The sequence below is a fragment of the Pseudohongiella sp. SYSU M77423 genome (genome assembly GCF_029911965.1).
Lineage (GTDB): Bacteria > Pseudomonadota > Gammaproteobacteria > Pseudomonadales > Pseudohongiellaceae > Pseudohongiella.
Genome location: NZ_JARYTH010000001.1, coordinates 554,942 through 577,224, shown reverse-complemented (window position 1 = coordinate 577,224; position 22,283 = coordinate 554,942). Strand labels below are relative to the sequence as shown.

General features: G+C 55.2%; 15 protein-coding genes and 1 pseudogene. 5 read left to right on the top strand and 11 right to left on the bottom strand.

Annotated elements, in window-relative coordinates; all coding sequences use genetic code 11:
• Positions 1 to 2: 2 nt before the first annotated feature.
• Positions 3 to 1,958: an ATP-binding cassette domain-containing protein gene (locus tag QGM61_RS02525; RefSeq protein ID WP_281131763.1), complete on the bottom strand. Its 1,956-nt coding sequence runs from the start codon at positions 1,956 to 1,958 to the stop codon at positions 3 to 5.
• 120 nt (positions 1,959 to 2,078) lie between these two features.
• Here QGM61_RS02525 and QGM61_RS02520 point away from each other — a divergent pair, with 120 nt between their 5' ends.
• The gene (locus tag QGM61_RS02520; protein WP_237132974.1) at positions 2,079 to 2,780 is read left to right on the top strand and encodes a response regulator transcription factor; all 702 of its coding nucleotides are present in this window, start codon (positions 2,079 to 2,081) and stop codon (positions 2,778 to 2,780) included.
• On the top strand, positions 2,777 to 4,087 hold the full coding sequence (locus QGM61_RS02515; RefSeq protein ID WP_237132976.1) for a sensor histidine kinase: 1,311 nt from the start codon (positions 2,777 to 2,779) through the stop codon (positions 4,085 to 4,087). The genes QGM61_RS02520 and QGM61_RS02515 overlap by 4 nt, the downstream gene beginning before the upstream one ends.
• A gap of 11 nt (positions 4,088 to 4,098) precedes the next feature.
• Here the strand turns inward: QGM61_RS02515 and QGM61_RS02510 are convergent, their stop codons facing one another.
• The 7 genes and pseudogenes from QGM61_RS02510 to glnA form a co-directional block, all read right to left on the bottom strand.
• On the bottom strand, positions 4,099 to 6,081 hold the full coding sequence (locus QGM61_RS02510; RefSeq protein WP_237132977.1) for a Gldg family protein: 1,983 nt from the start codon (positions 6,079 to 6,081) through the stop codon (positions 4,099 to 4,101).
• Positions 6,082 to 6,093: 12 nt separating this feature from the next.
• On the bottom strand, positions 6,094 to 6,840 hold the full coding sequence (locus QGM61_RS02505; RefSeq protein ID WP_237132978.1) for an ABC transporter permease subunit: 747 nt from the start codon (positions 6,838 to 6,840) through the stop codon (positions 6,094 to 6,096).
• A 65-nt stretch (positions 6,841 to 6,905) separates the two neighbouring features.
• Positions 6,906 to 7,595, bottom strand: a pseudogene (locus QGM61_RS02500) (ABC transporter ATP-binding protein); the annotation flags it as partial.
• A 103-nt stretch (positions 7,596 to 7,698) separates the two neighbouring features.
• The gene (locus QGM61_RS02495) at positions 7,699 to 9,612 is read right to left on the bottom strand and encodes an alkaline phosphatase D family protein (protein WP_281131760.1); all 1,914 of its coding nucleotides are present in this window, start codon (positions 9,610 to 9,612) and stop codon (positions 7,699 to 7,701) included.
• An 82-nt stretch (positions 9,613 to 9,694) separates the two neighbouring features.
• On the bottom strand, positions 9,695 to 11,122 hold the full coding sequence (glnG, locus tag QGM61_RS02490) for a nitrogen regulation protein NR(I) (protein ID WP_237132981.1): 1,428 nt from the start codon (positions 11,120 to 11,122) through the stop codon (positions 9,695 to 9,697).
• Positions 11,123 to 11,142: 20 nt separating this feature from the next.
• On the bottom strand, positions 11,143 to 12,267 hold the full coding sequence (gene glnL / locus QGM61_RS02485) for a nitrogen regulation protein NR(II) (RefSeq protein ID WP_237132982.1): 1,125 nt from the start codon (positions 12,265 to 12,267) through the stop codon (positions 11,143 to 11,145).
• Between the two features lie 136 nt (positions 12,268 to 12,403).
• On the bottom strand, positions 12,404 to 13,810 hold the full coding sequence (gene glnA / locus QGM61_RS02480; protein ID WP_237132983.1) for a type I glutamate--ammonia ligase: 1,407 nt from the start codon (positions 13,808 to 13,810) through the stop codon (positions 12,404 to 12,406).
• 360 nt (positions 13,811 to 14,170) lie between these two features.
• Here glnA and thiI point away from each other — a divergent pair, with 360 nt between their 5' ends.
• Entirely contained in the window at positions 14,171 to 15,628 is a 1,458-nt protein-coding gene (thiI, locus tag QGM61_RS02475; RefSeq protein ID WP_281131759.1) for a tRNA uracil 4-sulfurtransferase ThiI, read from the top strand.
• Here thiI and QGM61_RS02470 read toward each other — a convergent pair.
• The 3 genes from QGM61_RS02470 to QGM61_RS02460 all read right to left on the bottom strand — a co-directional run bounded on the left by QGM61_RS02470 (position 15,625) and on the right by QGM61_RS02460 (position 19,539).
• Positions 15,625 to 16,776 carry a HupE/UreJ family protein gene (locus QGM61_RS02470; RefSeq protein ID WP_281131758.1) on the bottom strand — a complete coding sequence of 384 codons (1,152 nt, stop codon included), beginning with the start codon at positions 16,774 to 16,776 and terminating at the stop codon, positions 15,625 to 15,627. The two genes, thiI and QGM61_RS02470, sit on opposite strands and share 4 nt — an antisense overlap.
• Before the next feature lie 2 nt (positions 16,777 to 16,778).
• Complete coding sequence (locus QGM61_RS02465) at positions 16,779 to 17,996, bottom strand: hypothetical protein (RefSeq protein WP_281131757.1); 1,218 nt, start codon at positions 17,994 to 17,996, stop codon at positions 16,779 to 16,781.
• 94 nt (positions 17,997 to 18,090) lie between these two features.
• Positions 18,091 to 19,539, bottom strand: coding sequence for a DUF4331 domain-containing protein (locus QGM61_RS02460; protein ID WP_237132988.1), 1,449 nt, complete (start codon positions 19,537 to 19,539; stop codon positions 18,091 to 18,093).
• A gap of 388 nt (positions 19,540 to 19,927) precedes the next feature.
• Between QGM61_RS02460 and typA the strand changes: the two genes are divergently transcribed.
• The gene (gene typA, locus QGM61_RS02455) at positions 19,928 to 21,754 is read left to right on the top strand and encodes a translational GTPase TypA (RefSeq protein WP_237132989.1); all 1,827 of its coding nucleotides are present in this window, start codon (positions 19,928 to 19,930) and stop codon (positions 21,752 to 21,754) included.
• A 33-nt stretch (positions 21,755 to 21,787) separates the two neighbouring features.
• Entirely contained in the window at positions 21,788 to 22,225 is a 438-nt protein-coding gene (gene dtd / locus QGM61_RS02450; protein WP_281131756.1) for a D-aminoacyl-tRNA deacylase, read from the top strand.
• Positions 22,226 to 22,283: the final 58 nt, after the last annotated feature.

Genomic DNA, 22,283 nt, shown 5'->3' with positions numbered 1-22,283 from the left:
GATCAGTTCGCACCCTCCAGCAGAGCACTTTTTTCCAGCCAGGCTTCTTCGGCCTGGCTTAGTTCCGCGCTGCAATATCCCTGCTGTCGCACCAGATCAGCAAGCTCGTCGCGGCGGTTGTCGTCATACAGTCCGGGGTCAGCCAGCCTGTCTTCCAGCAATTTTTGTTCGGCAGTTAATCGGTCGATCGTTTTCTCCAGCTGTTTCACTTCCCGGCGCAATGGCGCCAGCTGTTCACGTTGCTGGGCCGCCTGGCGTCGCTGTTCTTTTTTGTCCCCCGACGAGCGGTCCGCGCTGGAACCTGCTGATGCCGCGTTACTTTTTCCTGATGCATTACCAGCCTTGTTGTCCGTTTTTTCGGTAGCGGCTGTAGCAGGCTTGGCTGCCGGGGCGTCAGGGTTCTGCATCCAGGCGGCGTAGTCGTCCAGGTCACCCTCGAATGTGTCGAAACGCCCGTTGTGGACCGTATAAAACTCGTCGACCGTGTTGGCTACCAGGTGGCGATCGTGAGAGACCAGCACCAGCGCTCCCTCAAAGCCCTGCAATGCGACGGTGAGTGCGTGGCGCATCTCAAGATCCAGGTGGTTGGTGGGTTCGTCCAGCAGCAGTACATTGGGCTTTTGCCAGACTATCAATGCGAGCGCCAGTCGTGCCTTTTCTCCACCTGAAAAGTTGATGATCGGCTCAACAACACGATCGCCGCGAAAATCAAAACCGCCAAGGAAGTTGCGTACTTCCTGTTCGCGCACTTTCGGGTCATGTTGCTGTATCAACTGCAGGGGGCTGGAGCGCAGGTCTATGACGTCGACCTGATGCTGTGCAAAATAACCGATACGCAGATGTTTGGAAGCGACTGTCTCACCATCCAGCCAGGGCAACTGGCCTGCCAGTGTTTTCAAAAGTGTGGACTTGCCCATGCCATTGAAGCCAAGCAAACCGATTCTTGTCGTGTCCATCAGCTTAAAACTGATGCCTGAGGCGACAGGTGTCTCATAACCAATCACTGCTTTCTTGACGCTTAGTAAATCGCTGGCCGTCTGTGGTGGCTTGAAAAACTCAAAGCGAAACGGTGAGTCAATGTGCGCCGGAGCAATGTCCTGCATGCGGGACAATTCTTTCAGACGACTCTGTGCCTGGCGGGCTTTGCTGGCCTTGGCCCGGAAACGCCGCACGAAATCTTCAATTTCAGCCTTGCGTCGCTGCTGCTTCTCAAACTGCGCCTGCTGCTGGGCCATACGCTCCGCGCGCTGTATTTCATACGCAGTAAAATTGCCGCGATACATGAACAGGGTCTGTTGCTCAAAACTGATGACGTGGTCGATCACCTTGTCCAGGAAGCTGCGATCGTGAGAGATCAACAGCAGTGTGCCTGGATAGCGATTGAGCCATTGCTCCAGCCACAGGGTGGCTTCCATGTCCAGGTGGTTGGTTGGCTCGTCCAGCAGCAACAGATCGGAAGGTGCCATCAGTGCGGCTGCCAGGTTCAGTCGGATCCGCCAGCCTCCTGAGAATGACCTAAGCGGCTGTTCAAACTCGGCTACCTTAAATCCGAGGCCGGAGAGCAATTGTTCGGCACGAACGCGGATGCTGTAGCCGTCGATTTTGTCGAGCTCGTTGTGAAGGCTGGCTATCGCATGTCCATCGTGTGCTTCCTCGGCCTGTGCCAGCTTCGATTCGATTTGCCGATACCGTTCATCGCCATCTATGACGTGATCGATCGCCGAACGCGCCGAACCTTCTGTTTCCTGCTTCATCCAGGCACAGCGCAGACCATCGGGCATCAGCAGATCGCCAGCGTCGAGACCGATCTGTCCGGTCAGGCAGGCAAACAGGCTGGATTTACCGGCGCCATTGCGACCGATGATGCCGGCCTTCTGGCCTTTGTTAATGGTCAGGGTCGCGCTTTCCAGCAGCACGTGTTCACCGCGCATCAGGCGCGCGTTTGTCAAATTGATCATGATTGGCGTTCGAGTCTGCGGGAAAAAAGGCGTATTATACGTGACTGCGGCCGACTTGCAGGCCTGCGCGTGTTTTTATCAGATTGATTTATCCTTGGCAAATTCGTAAACTCCCGCGTTATGAAACAAATCCTGATCATTGACGACGACGAAAAACTCGGCCAGCTACTGACGCAGTATCTGGAGCGCTACGATATGCAGGTTACTGTGGCGCACACGCCGTCGAAGGGATTTGAACTGCTCAAGCGCTCCAAGCCGGACCTGCTGATTCTGGATGTCATGCTGCCAGAGAAAGACGGCTTTGAAATATGTCGCGAAATCCGCGCAAAATCCTCTGTCTACGGTCACCTGCCCATCATGATGCTGACAGCACATGGCGAAGTGACTGACCGCATCGTGGGTCTGGAGCTGGGTGCAGACGACTATCTACCCAAACCCTTTGAACCCCGTGAGCTGGTCGCCCGGATTGCCAACATTCTGCGCCGAGCTGGTGATGATACGCGACCCAGCAGTGACCTGCCATCAATCGAAGGGCTGGAGGTTGATACAGCTCGCCGGACTGTGCATCTGGACGGTGAACTGATCGAGCTGACCACGATGGAGTATGAACTTCTGGTGCTGTTCATGCAGTCGCCCAACAAGACCTTTACACGTGACGAGCTAATGAATCGCCTGCGTGGTATTGATGCAGAACTGTTCTCTCGCGCTGTTGATACGCTGGTCAGCCGATTACGTCACAAACTCAAGGACACCTCCAAAACGCCACGCTTCATTAAAACTGTCTGGGGGCGCGGCTACACGTTTGTCGGCCAGTTAAAATGAAGTTCCGCCTGCCGAAAGTCACGGAGTCGCTGTACTTTCGACTCTTTCTGATCTTTTCCGGCACTGTGATTTTCTTCCTCATCACGATTACCCTGTCTCTGCGTCAGATCGACGAAAACTGGCGCCGCGAGCGGCTTAATCCGCTACCCGTTTTTTATCTCGATAATGTTCGCCTGATCATAGATGCCATCGGCATTCCTCCCAATATGGAGCGTGCAGAGCAACTAGCCGAAGATCTGTCGCTGACCATCATTATTCGCAGTCCCTACATCAACTGGCAGTCAGATGATCAGTCGGATCTGGATATCTCGGCTGCTGAGTTTGTGCGGCGCCTGTCAGAAGATGCGGAGATGCTTGCCGTTGGCAGTGAGCAGGTGATACGTGTCGCCCGCGGTGGTTATGAGTATTTCCTGAACCGGAAGTCGCCCTCCCTGAGTGACTTCGATTACCTGGTGATTTACATCGGCCTGGGTTTTGCGATTGTCATACTATTCTCCAATTACCTGCTGGTCCGGCGTTTGATGGATCCGGTCGGACGCCTGCGTCAGGGAGCGGAAAAAATCTGCGAGGGTGATCTCGGCTATCGCGTTGAAGTCGCCCGTAATGACGAGCTTGGCGAGCTGACGGAAAGTATCAACCACATGGCTGATTCGCTGCAGTCCATGCTGGAGGCAAAGCGGCAGTTGCTGCTGGCGATCAGCCACGAGCTGCGCACGCCCGTGACCCGAGCCAAACTGCAACTGGAGTTCATGGACGAGGGCGATCTGAAGGAAGCCTTGAGCGAGGACATCAATGAGATAGACCTGCTCATTTCCGACCTGATCGAAGCAGAACGCCTGAGCACGAAGCACTCGGCACTGACTTCGGACGATGTGGATTTTGCCGACTATATCGGCATGCTGTCGGAGCAGTACCGTGAATACGAAGGCGGGCTGGTGGTCGAGCTGCCTGACGACGACAGGGCCATGCATATCGACAAGCTGCGTATACGTCTGTTGTTTGCCAATATCGTCAACAATGCCATGCGGCATGGCCGCAACCGCCCTGTTGTTGTTCATGTGGAGTTTTCAGATAACGAGGCGCTGCTGCAGATCTCTGACTCCGGAGAAGGTATCTCTGCTGAGCACCTTAAACACGTCAAGGAACCCTTCTACCGGGTGGACAACTCCCGTACGCGTAATACCGGCGGGTTTGGGTTAGGACTTTATCTTTGTAATCTGATTGCGGAAGCGCATGGTGGTCGTATGTTGATAGACAGCCGACCCGGAGAGGGCACCCGGGTCAGCATCTATCTGCCTATCCACTAACAGGCGCAGGCTTAGCGTGCGTGCGCGAATCGGCGTCGGCGACGCGACTTCAGCAGTGACACTGTCAGTACGACAATAATCAGCAGTGCTGGAATCAACCAGGTGTTGATGATCTGCAGCACGGTGCCCAGTCGATCGATTTCCTGATTCAGGCGGAACTGCACGTCTCTCAGTTCGCGGCGGGTCTCCAGCTGCAGCTGCAGGAACTGTTCAATTTGGGCTTCCTGCTCCGGTGAAATACCGGTAGAACCTTCCTGGTTCAGCGCCATCAATTGCTGCTCGGTTTGCGACAGGCGCTCCAGCAGACGGGTTTCTTCCGCACGCAGCCGCTCGTCAGCTTCACGCTGCAGATCCAGTACCCGTGTAAATGGGCGTGCGTAGCGTCCGCGGCTGCGGATGTTGACCAGTTCGGTGCTGCCGCTGAGATTGTCCAGCGCATTAATCATGAAGTCGCCGTTGCTGGCAAAGGCATTTATGACACGCTGACCGGCAATTTGTTGTGACTGCGCCCACATGCGATCCGCCAGCACGTCGCTGTCCGCAACCACGATAACGGCGATATCGCCGTCGGACTCGCTGAGGTGGTTGTCTGGCATGCGGTAGGTCACTTCTGCCTCAGCGGGCTCTTCGGTTTCTTCCGCAGCGCTCAGGGGGTCGTCGGAGGCCTCGGTCGCTGGCGCACCAATGGTCACCGGAGCAGGCTCTGGCTCAACCGGCACACCCTGCGGGAAGGCTGTCTGGGCGGGGCCTGATACGCGCGCGGCAAGCGTGTGCCGTCGGTTCTCAGACTCAAACTCATCGATCAGCAGAGTCGGGTCACCCATTTCACTGAAGAAACCGGGCGCCATCAGCATGGTCTGTTCCGATGTCTGAATCAGTGGATCGAATGTGGTGCTGGCGCTCTCAATCGGTGAAAGTGAGCCAGTGGATGACATGTTCATCACTTCCAGCTGTCCGCTGACGATATCGTCAGCGAAGCCTTCGCGCTGAATGCCCAGCATGCCGTAATGTGCAACCGGACGCTGTCCTGCCTGAAGGGTCACGTAAAGGGCGAGTTCGCTATCGGTGACAACCTGTTCCGGGTTGTAGTCAACTCCCCAGGCTTCCAGCAGGCCCGGCAGGTCCGATGCCATGGTGTCACGGAAGCCACCACCGCTCATTGCGATCTGTGTCTGCGTGTCGGAATTGGGATCAACAAACACAATCGCCCGACCGCCACGCAGCACAAACTGATCAATGGCGTACAGTGTCTGTTCGGGCAGATCCTGAGGATGGACGATCATCAGGATATCGATATTCTCGCCAATCTCCTCGACGTCCAGCTGCAGACGTTCCACGTCATACATATAGCGGACGGTATCCATAACCGCCCAGGCACGACTTGCCTGGTTCGTGGCAGGGTTGAAGCCACCATCGATGTCCAGTGAAGTGATAAGGCCCACCACGGTCGGGTCCGGGTCAATGACGCGAGTAATCAGACGCGCAAATTCGTATTCCAGGAACTCTTCCTGATCCGGGCGGATTAGCGGAATCGTTTCATAGACACCGGGCTCACCATCTTCTGCGGTGCTGGGGTCAGATGCCACAACGCCAAAGTAGACTGATTCCCGGCCCTGTGCCAATGGTACGGACTGTATGCCGTAGGCTGTGGCGAGATCCTCTTCCGCGGAGAAGGGCTCCGGATCAATCATTTCCAGACTCAGCATGCCATCACTGGCAATGACGATCTCGCGCAGCATTTCCTGGACGCGTTGTGCATAGGTGCGCACCTGAGGCACCTCGGAGGCGGCTTCTTCCGAGTAGAAGAAAGTCAGTTCCAGCGGGCGGTCAAGATCGCTGACGATGTCGCGGGTTGCATCACTGAGGGTATAGAGATTCTGCTGGGTCAGGTCCAGTCGCAGTCTGGGCAGCAGACTGATCAGGGTAATGACAATAATCAGGCCGACTGCGACAGTAGCCAGCCCGGCAGGCGAATAGAGTGCTTTGTTCTTCATGGCCGGCTGCTCCTAGTTGGCTTTCTTGATTTCAATGACGATGGCCGATGCCATTAGCCAGGCACCAATGACAGCTGCAAAGAACAGCATGTCGCGGATATCCAGCACGCCTTTACTGATGGCATCGAAATGCGTCAGAAAACTCAGGCTGGCGATGGCGTTGGTCAGAAACTCTGGCGCCCATCCTGAGAACGCGTTGAGCACAATGGCAGAGCCAGAGGCTACAAAGGCAAAACAGATCGCCACCGTCAGAATGAAGGCAATCACCGCATTACGGGTCATTGCTGACATGCAGGAGCCGATGGCGAGGAAGCCGCCGGCCATAAGCCAGCTGCCGATATAGGCCGCCAGGATGACGCCATTGTCCGGATTACCAAGGTAATTGACGGTAATCCAGATCGGGAATGTCAGCAGCAGGGCAACGCCACTCAATACCCACGCAGCCAGGAACTTGCCGAGTACGGCGTCGCGCAGTTTGATGGGCAGTGTCATCAACAATTCGATGGTGCCAGTCTTGCGCTCATCGGACCAGAGTCCCATGGCCAGTGCCGGGATCATGAACAGATACAACCAGGGATGGAAGTTGAAAAATGGCTGCAGGTCAGCCTGCCCACGAATAAAGAAACCACCCAGGTCGAAGGTGAATATGCCGTTCATCACCAGGAAGATGACGATAAACACATAAGCCAGAGGCGTGCTGAAGTAAGCCATCAGCTCGCGTTTGAAAATAATGCCGGTTTTGCCGAATAGTGAGTCCATGCTGATCAGGCCTCCTGCGCTGTGACACTGCGGAAAAACGCTTCGAGGCGTCCCGGTGCTGTCGGCATGTCGGCAGCATCGGTAACCGGGGCCTGCGCTTCCAGTTCGTTAGGTGTGCCGTCGGCAACAATACGGCCATTGGCGATAATGATGGCGCGTGTGCACACGGCACTGACTTCTTCCAGAATATGCGTCGAAACGATGACGATCTTGTCTTTGGCCAGGTTGCGAATCAGTTGGCGAACCTGATGCTTCTGATTGGGGTCGAGGCCGTCCGTCGGTTCATCCAGAATCAGGACCTTGGGATCATGCAGGATAGCCTGTGCCAGTCCTACGCGCCGTTTGAAGCCCTTGGACAGGGTATCGATGGTCTGTTCGCAAACGCTGCTCAGGTCAACGTCATTCAGGACCTTTTCGACGCGCTGCTGCATTTCTGTGCCAGAGTAGCCGCGAATCTGTGCGATGAACTCAAGGAACCCCAATACAGTCATATCGGGGTAGCTGGGGGCGCCTTCTGGCAGATAACCAATGAGCTGCTTGGCAGCCAGCGGATCGGTGCGAATATCATGACCGTCTATGGTCACGGTGCCCGAAGTGGGAGCCAGAAAACCGGTGATAATCTTCATGGTCGTGGACTTGCCCGCGCCGTTTGGACCGAGGAACCCAAGTACCTCGCCTTCGGACACGGAGAAACTGAGGTCGTCCACCGCCGTAAAATGTTCAAACTTCCTGGTTACGTGACTGATTTCAATCATATTCTTATTGGCCTGTCATGATGTGCGGACTTGTGTCCAGCCTGGGCAGGACATCACATGGTTGGCTGAATATAGGGGCGCATAGGCGATTTTTCAACCGCTGTCACCCGCTTGTTTTTTCCATTTTGAAACAGGCGGAGCCGGTGGGGGTGATCTGTTCGACATTTACCGGTTTGCCCTCGCTGTCGAATTCGACGTAACCCATGCCGGAGGCGTTGAAAAGCCGCTCGCCGCGTGAAGCTCGCGAATGGCGGTAGGGGATGATTTCCAGGGGGCGCCGGCGTGTAAACCAGTTCAATGGTGAACGCGGGGCATAAAGCCAGCGATTCAGACGATCCAGCGTGTCCAGCAGCCGATCCGGAAAGCAGTTCTTGATGCCGCTGCTGGTGATTTGCCAAAGGTGTGGACTGGTGGTTCGTGAGGAACGCAGGCGGATACCGTAAACGAAGGAATAATGCACATCTCCGGACAGGATGACATAGTTTCTGGGTGTGCGGGCGTGACGAAAAATATTGAGGATGACATTAGCTGTGCCGGGGTGGGCCATCCAGTTTTCTGCATCTACCATCAAGGGCTTGCCCAGCCAGGTAAACACCTTTTGCACGGCTTCGATCAGTTTGACACCAAAAACCGGTGCCGGTGAAACCATGATGATCGACTCATGATTCAGAATCTCATTCTGTAGCTCGCTGAGAGCCTCCCAGTCCATCAGCCCCGAGGGGTGGCGCAGATTGGTTTCAGACCGCCAGCGTCGTGTGCGGGTGTCCAGAACCAGCAATTTGGGGCTGGTGTCGAGGCTGTAATGCCAACATTGAAGTCCCAGCAGGTGCTCGATAATGGCATTCTGCTGTGAGCTTTGCGGTGTCTGACACCAGCGCATCACGCAATCCATGGTGTCGCCCTCGAAGGCGTCAGGATTATTGCCCCAGCCCTGACATAACAGATAGGCAAACAGGGCATTGCCGATAATGCGCCGTGAAAATGGGTGGCCGTATGCTGTCTGCTCCCAGTCGGCGGTCAGATTCCAGTCGTCGGTGATATCGTGATCGTCAAAAATCATCAGCGTAGGCAGTTGCGCCAGTAATTGGCGAACTGACCCCAGTCCGCTTACAAACGCCCGTAAGTGCCGCCTCTCGCGCTCATAACGTTGATTGTGCTCTTTCGAAAGAGCCGGCCTTGTGTCGGCGTCGATCATCTCCCAGGGGACGGGTGACCACACCAGCAGGTACATGGCAATGACTTCCGCGAACGTCACCAGGTGATTGTCGGCATTGGCAGACGTGAATACCGGCTTGCGAGCGCCTTCAAAAAAGCGTTTTTGCAGGCTTTCATTGTTTTCAATGTCCGGCAGCAGCTCGCCGCGACGGTAGTAATTGTATTCACAGTCGAACAGCTCTTTGCTGTTGTTGACCAGAGCGCCTTCGATGGTTTCGGGGTACAGGCCAAGTTTATTGATCAACTGATGGATGGCGGTAAGCATGGGGCCGGCGACATCATCCACATAAACCTGATCGCCAGACAACAGCAGGGCGCCCGGCCACTGATCTGGCTGTTCGCTGCGCTGCGCCAGCCAGTTTGCTGCCGTGACCATGCCGTCATCGGATGCGTGATGTGGCTTGCGACAGGAGCCGTGCAACAGTTTGTCCATTCGGCTGCGCAGCACAAATCGTGGCAGAGACTGTCCTGGCTGTGCAGCATCCGCAGCCCATTCAGTCAGGCCATGCCAGTCCTTTGTGTGCCCGTCCAGCCATTGCAGGTCGTACTCTATGAACCGATCTTGCGGCAAAGGTGCTGCAGGTGTGAAGCTCAACAGGTGGAGATAACAATGTTCGCCTACCCTGACCGGGTGGTGCGTGACAGGTAGCACGGATTGCCATTCGTCGTGGTCGACGGACAACTGTAGCCGGAAATCAAGTGGGGACTGACTCGCCAGCCAGATGACCAGCCGCCCCGGTTCCATCCTGCGTAGTATGGGGCCCGCCAGTATCTGCTGGCGTTGTTCTGTGGTGTTGGGCATGCCCCGATTATAGCCACAGACGAGGGCGTCGCGTCCACGCCTGAAGCTACACAGGCAGAGCTAGCAGGCGCGGGGCGAGAGATCAATCTTCGTCAGCGTCGCCGCCCGAATCCTCGATCTCCAGCTCCTTGATCTTACGGGTCAGGGTGTTGCGACCCCACCCCAGTAACTGCGCTGCATCCCGGCGCCGACCGAGAGTGTGTTTCAAAGCGACATTGATCATGGTGCGCTCAAACTCCGGTGTAGCCTGATCGAGAATGGCCGAGTGCCCCAGATTCAGCTCCTGGTTTGCCCATTCCTCCAGCAACTGTGTCCAGCTGCCTGAACCGCTGCTTTGTGCCTGATGATCCATCAGTTCTGGCGGCAGGTCGTCAATGCGGACTTCGCGACTGGAAGCCATCACGGTGATCCAGCGGCAGAAGTTTTCCAGCTGACGGACGTTGCCCGGCCAGCTAAGCCCCGTAATGTATTTCTCGGTTTCCGGGCGCAGCACTTTGGCTTCAGCATCCAGCTCCTCAGCGGCCCGTGCCAGGAAGTGGCGGGCCAGACGTGGGATATCCTCGCGGCGATCACGCAACCTCGGAATGTGAATGCGGATCACGTTCAGGCGGTGGAACAGGTCTTCCCGGAACAGGTGCTGGCCGACCAGCTTTTCCAGATTCTGGTGTGTTGCCGCGATGATTCGTACATCCACTTTGATTGGCGTTGTGCCGCCAACTCGATAAAACTCACCGTCAGAAAGAACACGCAACAGGCGAGTCTGCGTATCGGCGGGCATGTCGCCAATTTCGTCAAGAAAGAGTGTGCCGCCATTGGCTTGCTCAAACCGGCCGGTGCGGTGAGTCGTGGCGCCGGTGAAGGATCCTTTTTCATGGCCGAACAGTTCGGATTCAATCAGATCCTTGGGAATGGCGGCCACGTTTAGAGCAATAAAGTGCCTCTCCCTCCGTGGGCTGTGCTTGTGCAGGGCATGAGCGACCAGCTCCTTACCTGTGCCGGACTCACCGTTAATAAGTACCGTGATATTGGACTGAGACAAGCGGCCAATGGCCCGAAAGACTTCCTGCATCGCTGGCGCTTCGCCGATGATTTCCTTGCTGTTCTCCAGCGTGGGCGCAGGAATGTCCATGTGCTGTTCACGGGCATGCTCCAGAGCGCGCTGAGTCATGGCAACCGCTTCATCAATGTCAAACGGCTTGGGCAGATATTCAAATGCGCCGCGGCTATACGATGAGACAGCGCTGTCCAGGTCAGAGTGCGCCGTCATGATGATGACCGGAAGGCTGGGGAAGCGAGTATGTACCGTCGACAGCAAATCCAGGCCGTTAATACCAGGCATCCGGATATCACTGATGATGGCATCAGGTCGGTCTTTTTCCAGGCGGTGCAGCAGGTCGTCGCCGTTATCAAATGAGTGTGTACTGACTCCCGCGCGACTCAGAGATTTCTCGAGAACCCAGCGGATGGACTTGTCGTCATCCAGAACCCAGACCGTGTTGTGTTTGTTCATGACATATTACTCCGTCAAGGCTACTTGCCAAACTGGCCACTGCCGATGTCGTTGGATGGAATGGTCGGCGTGTTTACCGGCAGGTAAATGGCAAAACACGTGCGGCCAGGTTCGCTCTTGCATTCGATAATGCCTTTGTGTTGATTGACAATTGAGTGTGCAATAGACAGGCCAAGTCCAGTGCCTTCGGCCCGGCCGCTGATCATCGGGAAGAAAATATTGTCTTTTAGCTCTGCTGGAACGCCCGGGCCGTTGTCGATGATATCGATACGCGTCACCAGTCGGTGATAAACCGTGCCGATGGTGATATTGCGCATGATACGGGTGCCCAGTTCGATGATGCCCGAGCGATGTTTTACATGAGGACTTTCCAGGGCCTGTACGGCATTGCGCACAATATTTAGAACGGCCTGTATCAGCTGCTCAGAGTCACCCTGAATTTCCGGAATGCTGGGGTCATAATTGCGAACCACGGTGATATCCATGTTGCGTACTTCAGCCTCGACCAGGTTGCGCACACGTTCGAGCACTTCGTGAACGTTAAGCGTACGGAACTCCATGGGCTTTCTCGAGCCAACCAGGCGATCGACAAGCTTGTGCAGCCGGTCAGCCTCTTCGATGATCACACTGGTATAGTCGGTCAGGTCGGTATCGGCAGGCAGTTCAGAGGCCAGCAGTTGCGCAGCCCCGCGAATGCCGCCAAGCGGATTTTTAATTTCGTGCGCCAGGCCGCGAACCAGTTCCCGGGTTGTTTCATGTGTAGAGATCAGGTTCTCATCGCGACTGATGCGCTCAGCATAGTTGATGCCCTGAATTTCCATGACCAATGCAACTTCATCCATATCGGTCATGGGTGTGATCGTGTAGTCCACCTGCAGGGTCTTGCCGTGCAGAAGGTGAATCTGGGTTTTGCGTTTGGTAAAGCTGTGACCCTGCTGAAGGGCCGTGCGAATATCCGCGATATCCTGATCGCCATTGACCATGATGTCGCCGATAAACGACTGATTGAATTGGCGGCCGCTGATGGCCAGCAGACTTTCCGCTGCAAGATTCAGGTAGCGCAGCCGCAACTGATCATCCATCACCAGGATGGCCGTGGACAGTGTGTCCATCAGTCGGCGGTATAATTTGGTGCTACTCAGCATGAAATGTCCGTCAGTCAGTTAATCGTGGGACTCATTAACGCAGAGATCCCTTCGCGTTGTTCCAACAAAAACGCCTGGCTGGGGAGCCCGGCCAGGCGCTTTGTTTTAACCATCAGATGATAGTGACAAGCAACCCTTACAGGCTGTAGTACATATCAAACTCGACCGGATGCGTTGAGCTGTTCAGACGTGTGCAGTCCTGACGCTTCAGTTCGATATAACCATCGATCAGGTCGTCACAGAATACGCCGCCTTTCTTCAGGAACTCGCGATCCTGGTCCAGAGCATCCAGCGCTTCGTCCAGAGAGAAGCAAACGCGTGGAATTGCTGCTTCTTCTTCCGGCTCCAGGTCATACAGATCTTTGCTGGCTGGGTCGCCAGGGTGGATCTTGTTTTCGATACCGTCCAGGCCAGCCATCAGCAGGGCTGCAAAGTACAGGTAAGGGTTGGCTGTGTTGTCACCAAAACGCACTTCGATACGGATCGCTTTCGGGTTGCCGCCCAGTACGTATGGGATACGGATGGAAGCGGAACGGTTGCGTGAGGAGTAGGCCAGCAGTGTTGGTGCTTCGAAGCCTTTTACCAGACGCTTGTAGCTGTTGGTTGAAGCGTTGCCGAAAGCATTCAGTGCCTTGGCGTGCTTGATGATACCGCCAATGTAGTACAGAGCAGTTTCTGACAGGCCAGCGTAGCCGTCGCCTGCGAAGGTGTTCTTGCCATCTTTGGAGATAGACATGTGAACGTGCATACCAGAACCGTTATCGCCTACCAGTGGCTTGGGCATGAAGGTTGCGGTTTTGCCGAAAGCGTGTGCTGTGTTCAGTACGCAATACTTGAGGATCTGTACTTCGTCAGCTTTGTAAACCAGAGTGTTGAACTTGGCACCAATTTCACACTGACCAGCGTTGGCCACTTCGTGGTGGTGCAGTTCGATGTCCAGACCCATGGCAGTCATGGTGTCGCACATTGCGCCACGCAGATCGCTCAGTGAGTCGACTGGAGGAACGGGGAAGTAACCGCCTTTGACGCGAGGACGGTGACCCAGGTTGCCGCCTTCAATGCTCTTGCTGCTTGACCATGCGGCTTCTTCACTGCCTATCTTGAAGAAAGAGTAGTCCATGCCAACGTGCCACTTGATTTCGTCAAACACGAAGAACTCGTTCTCAGGGCCGAAAAACGCTTTGTCACCGATACCGGTAGACTTCAGGTATTCTTCTGCACGGCGTGCAACAGAGCGTGGGTCACGGTTGTAACCACCCATGGTGCGTGGCTCAATGATGTCGCAGCGCAGGTTCAGTTGTACTTCATCAGAGAAGGGATCGATGACGGCAGTAGTGTCATCCGGCTTCAGGATCATGTCTGACTCGTTGATGCCTTTCCAGCCGGCTACGGAGGAACCGTCGAACATCACGCCGTCCATGAAACCTTCATCGACTTTGTCGGCCGGGAAGGTAACGTGCTGCTCTTTGCCCTTGGTATCGGTGAAACGGAGATCAACCCATTTCACGTCATTTTCTTTAATCATTTCTAATGTCTTAGACATTCCTGATCCTCCGAGTGATCGAGAATTAATAGTGGCCTCCCCGATCTGAAGTCGGGTGCGGACACAGGTTAAAGGTCTTGCAATAATCTGCTCTCAACAAGCAGGGGAATCGGCACTATAATGTTTTGGTTGCCGCCTGACCCCCAGTGCACTGAGATGAGCAAGACTCATGCCACAATGGAAGGTGTGGTCAGGTCTTGAATATCAAGCAGTTAACACATGCGTCCTGTTTGTGATGCACCAATAAAGTGCATTGTGCAGCTACATGCACTGGTATAGTGCCTATCGCCCTGTTTTAAGGCAAGCTTTTACTGACAATCCTAGTTTTGTCTCATATTCCCCAAAATCCAGAGGTAGTTAATGCTTTATGTAGTACGTTTTTTTCCAGAAATGACCGTCAAATCACGACCTGTGCGTATGCGACTGGTCAAGGCGCTGCGCCGCAATCTGCGCATTATCCTGCAGCGACTGGACGAGAAGATTTCTGTGGTTGGCAATTGGGACATTCTGGAAGTTGATACCGGGGACCTGGACCAGGCGCTGGAAAGCGGCGTCCTTGATGCATTGCTGAGCACGCCGGGCATATCAGTGGTAAGGCCTGTGGAGAAGCTCCCGCTGCCGGAGAGCATCGACGAAATTGCAGAGTCTGTGCTGCTGCACTATCGTGGTGCATTGGCCGGAAAAACTTTTGTGGTGCGCTGCAAGCGTACCGGCACGCATGACTATTCATCCGGCGATATCGAGCGTCAGGTGGGTGGGTATCTGTTGCACAACAGTGATGCTAAAGGGGTGGACCTTATTAATCCCGAGATCACGGTTCGAGTCGAAATCCGTCACAAGGTTCTTTACGTCGTCAAAGAACAGATCAATGGCCTGGGTGGATATCCGCTGGGAACTCAGGAGCAGGTGCTGTCACTGATATCGGGCGGATTTGATTCAGCAGTTTCCAGTTTCATGACAATGCGCCGCGGCCTGCAGACACATTTTGTATTCTTCAATCTGGGTGGCAGGGAACACGAGTTTGCGGTGAAAGAGGTTGCGCTTTATCTATGGATGAAGTTTGGCTCTTCACATCGCGTGAAGTTTGTCAGCGTACCGTTCGAGGGCGTCGTGACGGAGATTACGCAGAAGGTCGACAGCGGCCACATGGGCGTCATACTCAAACGGCAGATGCTGCGTGCAGCAGAGCGCATAGCGATTGGTATGCGGCTACGAGCACTGGTGACAGGGGAGGCGATTTCTCAGGTCTCCAGCCAGACGCTGCCTAACCTGAATGTCATTGATCGAGTCTGCGACATGATGATCCTCCGGCCATTGATCGTCACTGACAAGCAGGAAATCATCAATACAGCCCGAGCGATAGGCACCGAGCCCTTTTCAGTGAATGTGCCCGAGTACTGCGGCGTCATTTCAGTGAAACCTACCACTCACGCTAAACGCAGCCGTGTAGAGCACGAAGAGCGTCAGATGGATCCGGCGGTGCTGGATGCTGCCATCGAAGCCAGTGAATACCAGAGCATTGACCGGGTTGTCGAGGTGCTCAACAGGCGTGATGTCGAGCCTCCAGAGTTTTCTGTGGCGCCCCCGGAGGCTGTGGTCATCGACATCCGCCACCCCGACGAGCTGGAGCGGGCACCATTTGAGCTTTCAGGTCATGAAGTGCTGCAGGTGCCGTTTTTCAGGCTGGCGAGTCAGTTTGCGACAATGCCGCAGTCACGCCAGTACCTGCTGTATTGCGACAAAGGCATGATGAGTCGACTGCACGCCTCGCATCTGAAAGATGCCGGTTATGCGAATGTTGGTGTTTTCAGGCCCTAGGACAATACCGGTACCGACAGTGACAGCGAGCGTTCCAGAAGCCACAGTACACCAAACACGGTGATGACCAGGCCGGCGGTGCCGAGCGCAAGCCGCCGGCTGAAAGTGGCCCTGCCCAGCAGGGCCAGTATTGGCACCAGCACCAGAACAATCGCGATCTGCCCCACTTCGACGCCAATATTGAAGCTCAGCAGGCTGCCAAAAAGCAGCTGTTGAGGTAGAGCGAGATCGCCCAGCACGCCGGCGAATCCAAAGCCGTGAATCAAGCCGAATATGAAGGCGAACTGCCAGGCACGTGTTCTGAACAAGGGATAGAGTATGTTGATGCCTGATATCGCCACAGATAGCGCGATGACCGATTCCACAAATCGCCCGGGCAGGGAAACCACCTCAAGTGTGGCCAGTATCAGTGTTATGGAATGTGCGATTGTGAAAGCGGTAACAACTTTGATGACGTCGTAGAGATACGTGCTGAACGGTACATTCGCAGGTTGTTGCTGGCCGGTGGCGCCTGGGGTTTTGACCAGTACGATGGCCACCAGAAGGGCAAGCAGAAAAAGAATGTGATCCAGTCCGATCCAGATGTGCCAGATGCCCTCAATGAAAAAGGTCCATAGATATTCGGCATCTGATGGAAGTTCAGTGTCAATCTCATATGTCGCAGTGTCGGGTGAGAAAACCCTGACATAAGTTTCATCGTTGCTCCGCAGACTGAGTATGCCTCTGTGTGCAGAGTCGATGTCGAACATCAGGCTGTAACTCAGGGTGACTTCCGCGACGCCATTGCACAGACCGGTAATCGGCAGGTGAACAAAAGGACCCGCATTCAATTGCTCGATCATCAGCGTGCCAATTTCAAGGGAGCATGGCTGGCCTTCGGACCCCATAGTGAGGCGGGAAGCTGCGTAGTCTCTGATCTGTGAACGGTGCTGGCTAATTTCACCCCATGTAATGGCTGAGTCGGCGTTGCCATCCAGGCCAATAGCCAGTTCGAGGTCCTCGACGGCAATCAGCCAGTGACCCGAAACACTCTGCTGATCCAGTGAAAGGTTCAGGTAGCTGTCACTCAAGGTGTGCGCGCTGAGATTGCCCGACGCAACAAGGCACAACAGCGGCAACACAAATATGGACATCAGTCTGCGTTTCATGATTACCTCGCGTTGCCAGTAGCAATGAGTGTGTCGAGAGCTGCGTACTGCATGCCAGTGCTGTCCGTCCAGTCACGCAGGTTTTCTATAACGTCCTGACGCGAAGCGGCAGCTGCCGCTTCGGCCAGCAGCAAAGCATCAGAGGGCTCTTTCTGGGAGGTCCAGTTTTTCATGGCTGCCTCCAGTGCGGCTTCAGGACGGCCCTGAATGTCCAATGCGAAACGGGCAAACTCCTTAACGGGCACATTCTCTCCTCGTCGGTAGGCAGTCTCAAAATAGGCCTCCAGTTCTGCGATCAATGACTCTGCGCGGTTGCTGTTGGCCGCATCCGGTGAGGAAAGCAGTGCGTTTGTCAGCATCACGCCAAGTTCTACATTACTTGTTGGATCCGGTTCTGATCCCAGCAGCGCGATCACGTCGCGGTATCTTTCCTGCTGGAGCAACCACTGTGCATAGTTGTTCAGCAAATAGGTGTTATCTGGCGCCATTGTCAGAGCTGCAAGGTAGTGCTGGCCGGCCATATCATTTTCACCCAGCCGGTGTGCTATTGTGGCGATCGTAATATGTACTTCCAGTAATGCCTGGCGACTCATCGGGCGGCCGGAGTCAAGTTCCTGCGTCAGTGAATCTAGTGCCGTACCAGCTTTGCCGGTAACCCCATCTAGCTGTGCCTGACAGTTAATCTGGAATGCTCGCTCCACGCGGTCTACAAGTGCATCGCAGCTTTTCTGTGTCAATGGGTAGTGAGCCGTTACCAGGCCTATCTGTGCCTGAATCATTAATGCCTGTGCGTTACCTGGCTCTTCTTCCAGAACGCTACGAAGTTCATCCAGTGCAGGCGCGAATTCATGATTGTGTTGCAGCACGGCCGCAGCAATCAGCCGCAGCGAAACCGGTTTGCTAACGTTGTCTGGCCACTGTTCAATGATCGCCAGCGTTCTACCGTAAGCCCTGGGATCCTGCTCGCTCAGCGCCAGTTGATAGGATCGATATGCCTGGGCGAACAACTCTTGAGGATTGTCATTGCGGCTGCCTTCAGTGGCGCGCAATTGTTGGGACATCGCCACCACTGCGCTCGGCAAGCGCGTGATGATGGTGTTGTCGTTGTCTGGTATGTACGGTGCGGCTTGAGCGGCCATGGCGCAGCAGGAAATGCCCAGCAAAAGGGTTTTTCTGAGATTTGGAGCAAAAAGTTTCTGCGCATTTCTGAAAACCAACATGTACCTGCCCTCGCAGCTTGAGAAGTATTCTGATGAGTTCTGAGTGCATAAGAATTCGCCAGACAGGGGTGATCCTGCCTGGCGAACAGATCGCTTACTGAACCGCTGAACCAGGCAGAGGTTCATTCAGGTAAGGGAATGAGGTTTTAAAATCCCCTGCAGATACGGTCGTCTGATCCGTGAACGGTGCAGTTCGGTTGGGCGCTACTGCAGGATCACTGATCAGGGCGCCCATCATTACTCGCAGGGCAATGTCGACAACATCGTCACCCGGGCGGCGGCCGTTCGGGAAGCCGGCGTTGTCACCGGCCAGTACGCCCATGTTTTGCTGCTGTGACGGCATGGCAGGCGCAATGGAGGTGTTAAGCCGCAGCATCTCACTCCGCGGGAAGGTGCCGTCAGCGACTGATGCTGGCAGGTTCAGGCCAGGTACACCAACAACGGCATCTACCAGGTCACTGCGCGGTGAGTTGGTTGGAGCCACTGCACCTGCATCCTGGAACAGTACTTCCAGTAAGTAGGGCAGCGTCGGTTTTTCCACGTAGGCGGCGAACTGCGCGTCGTTGACGGGATGGCTACTGTTGAACTTGTCCTTGTCCGGCAGGCCGATGATTACCTCGTTCACCAGTGGGAAGCCCAGGCGTGATACCTGCATGGGTTCGCCGCCGGCCATATCGAGGCTGGCAGTGGTCCATGCGCCGATAACAGGATCCTGATCAACAAGACAGTTGGTGGGGATTTCAAGCGCCAGGGAGGTGACGTTGGTATCACCAATCGGGTTGGCAACGGCATCAGCGGCGCCAAGCGGGTTCAGGTTGACCAGGTCGAATACCTGTCCCAGATTTACTGCAAACCCTTCTTTACGCTGGCCCACAAACACGCGTCCCTGGGTCTGGCAGCCCGGAATGCTGATGGGGTAGATATGTGCACTGGCGTAATCGGCATAGTTTGGGATGGATTTGGTGCCGATATTGTCTACTGGCTTCCGGAAGGTCGTGGTTTGCGTGGTAACGTTGGTTACCGCTTGAGCGGTACCAGTCCTGGCGTTGCCGCGAATGACGTCCAGAGTATACTCCTGCCGCGAATTGACCGCGCTGGTGTCAGTTGCTCCCGGCCCGATGGCACCGGCGTTGATCAGCGGAATTGGAATGTTTTCGCCGCCGACTGGGACAGCAGCACCTGCCAGGATGGTTGAGAAATCAAAGCGAAAAGTGATGTCCTCCATGGAGTCACCGGTGTTGTCGATGTGGATCTCATAGATTCCGGCTGTCTCCAGGTCGAAATAGTTTGGCCCGCCGTAGGCCGCCTGTAGCGGAAAATAGTTGGCAATCAGGGTGATGTAGTCCTGGCGGCCAGTCTCATAACTCCTGAACATGTACAGGTCTGTGGCATCCAGGCGGGGCAGGCCGGCAATCATGGGTGCCTCACGGTGGCTTGACGCATAGCCTAAAGCCGAGCAGCCCAGCAGAGCCGCTGTCAGAGCGCTGACCTTCAGGCGCATGTATTTGTTACTTTCTCTTGTCTTGCGGTTATGTCTTTGCATGTTGTGCTCCCATATATGGTTGGGTCGTTGCGTGAGTGTTCACTCAAATCCGTGTGAAAGCGTCGTCGTGTAAAATTTCTATGCTGCTTTCTTTCGGTCTTGTTCCCGGGCTTACGGCCTGGTCTCTCAGCTGGACCTGATAAAAAGTCTTTGCTTGCAAGGCAGTGTCATGATCTGTGACGTGCATCCCAGTTCGGTGAGGAAATCGACTGATTTTGTGAACTGGTTCCGGGGCGGGTAGAGACAGCTATTGAGCTGACTACAAACTCTGTCGCGCCAGCGTCATGGTAATCAAAACTGTCGTGGTGTATAATTCGCGGCCATTTTTACGCGTCCGCACAGGGCGCTCCAGTCCCAGCGACGCGCTCGCAACCACAGGTAATCCGCAGTGATCGAGAAAATCCGCAACATCGCCATTATTGCTCACGTTGACCATGGCAAGACCACCCTGGTTGATAAACTTCTGCAGCAGTCCGGAACGCTCGGAGATCGCGGGAGCGCGGTTGAGCGTGTGATGGACTCCAATGATCAGGAAAAGGAACGCGGCATTACGATCCTGGCGAAAAATACCGCCATCAACTGGAACGGTTATCACATCAATATCGTCGACACGCCCGGACACGCTGATTTCGGCGGCGAGGTAGAGCGTGTAATGTCCATGGTGGACAGTGTATTGCTGCTGGTTGATGCGGTTGACGGCCCGATGCCGCAGACGCGTTTTGTGACCCAGAAGGCATTCGCTCAGGGCCTGCACCCAATTGTTGTCATCAACAAGGTCGACCGTCCCGGATCCCGTCCGGACTGGGTGCTGAACGAAGTATTCGACCTGTTTGACAAGCTCGGCGCAACCGACGAGCAGCTGGATTTCCCGGTGGTTTACGCATCTGCATTGAACGGTATTGCCGGTCTGGAGGCTGATGAGCTGGCCGATGACATGACACCGCTGTTCGAGACAGTGGTCAAACATGTACCGCCACCGCCGGTAAACGCCGCGGCGCCATTCAAAATGCAGATCAGTGCCCTGGACTACAACAGCTATGTGGGTGTTATTGGTATCGGCCGTATCACCGGTGGTGTGGCTAAACCCAATATGCAGGTTATTGTTGTCGATCGTGAAGGCAAGGAACGCAAGGGCAAGATTCTGCAGGTGAAAAACCACCTTGGCCTGGAGCGAGTAGACGTGCAGGAGGCCACGGCTGGCGAGATCGTCTGCATTACCGGTATCGACAAGCTGAATATTTCCGATACGCTATGTGATCCTGATCATGTTGAAGCCATGCCGCCTCTGACTGTCGATCAGCCCACGATCAGCATGACATTCCAGGTCAATGATTCGCCTTTTGCGGGTCGTGAGGGCAAATTCGTCACGACACGTAATATCAAAGAACGGCTGGAACGTGAGTTGATCCACAACGTGGCGCTGCGTGTTGCACAGGGTGAAAGCCCCGACAAATACAAAGTATCCGGCCGTGGTGAGCTGCACCTGTCCGTATTGATCGAAACCATGCGTCGCGAAGGCTTTGAGCTAGCCGTATCACGGCCGGAAGTGATCATGAAGGAAATCGATGGTGTGCTCAGCGAGCCATTCGAAACACTGGTTATCGACTGTAACGAAGAGCACCAGGGTTCCGTGATCGAGGAGCTGGGTCTGCGTCGCGCCGAAATGCAGGACATGTTGCCTGATGGCAAGGGTCGTGTACGCCTGACCTTCGAAATTCCAACGCGCGGCCTGATCGGTTTCCGCTCGCAGTTCCTCAGCCTGACCTCGGGCACCGGTATGATGAACCACGTGTTCGATCACTATGGTCCGGCCAAGGCAGGTGATCTGGCCAAGCGTAAAAACGGCGTGCTGGTCTCTATGGTGACGGGCAAGGCGCTGGGTTATTCGCTGTGGGCGTTGCAGGAGCGCGGCCGTCTGTTTATCGATCCCAACGTGGAAGTGTATGAGGGCATGATTATCGGCCTGCATAGCCGCGACAACGACCTGGTAGTGAATCCGATCAAGGGCAAGCAGCTGACCAACGTGCGTGCATCGGGCACGGATGAAAACATCGTCCTGACGCCGCCAGTAAAGCATTCCCTGGAGCAGGCCATGGAGTTTATCGATGAGGATGAGCTGGTGGAAATTACACCTGCCAACATCCGGATTCGTAAAAAGCACCTGACTGAGAGTGACCGCAAGCGCGCCAGCCGTGGCGGTGCCGCTCGCGGCTGACAGACTGGGCTGGATTGACGGGGGAGCCTCTGCATGATTGCACTGATTCAACGCGTCAATCACGCCAGTGTCAGTATTGCTGGCAGCGAGTACAGCCGCATCGGCAAAGGATTGCTGTTGCTGCTCGGTCTGGAGAAGCATGACACGCTGGCCGATGGCCAGCGTCTGCTGAGCAAGGTGCTGGACTACCGGGTCTTCGCCGATGCTGAAGGGAAGATGAACCTGAGTTTGCGAGCGATTGATGGCGAGCTGCTGCTGGTCTCACAGTTCACTCTGGCTGGCAGCACGGACAAAGGCCTGCGCCCCTCCTTCTCGTCGGCCATGGCGCCAGGTCTTGCCCGCGAGCTTTACGATCAGCTGGCCAACTGGCTGCTGCAGGCCCACCCCGCCACAAAAACAGGGCAGTTCGCTGCCGACATGCAGGTCAGTCTGGAAAACGACGGACCGGTGACCTTCCTACTTAACTCCTGAGCAGGCCTTGGGAGGCTATTCTATCCATTGCCAGAGCCACTGGTGGCGCTGCTTCCTC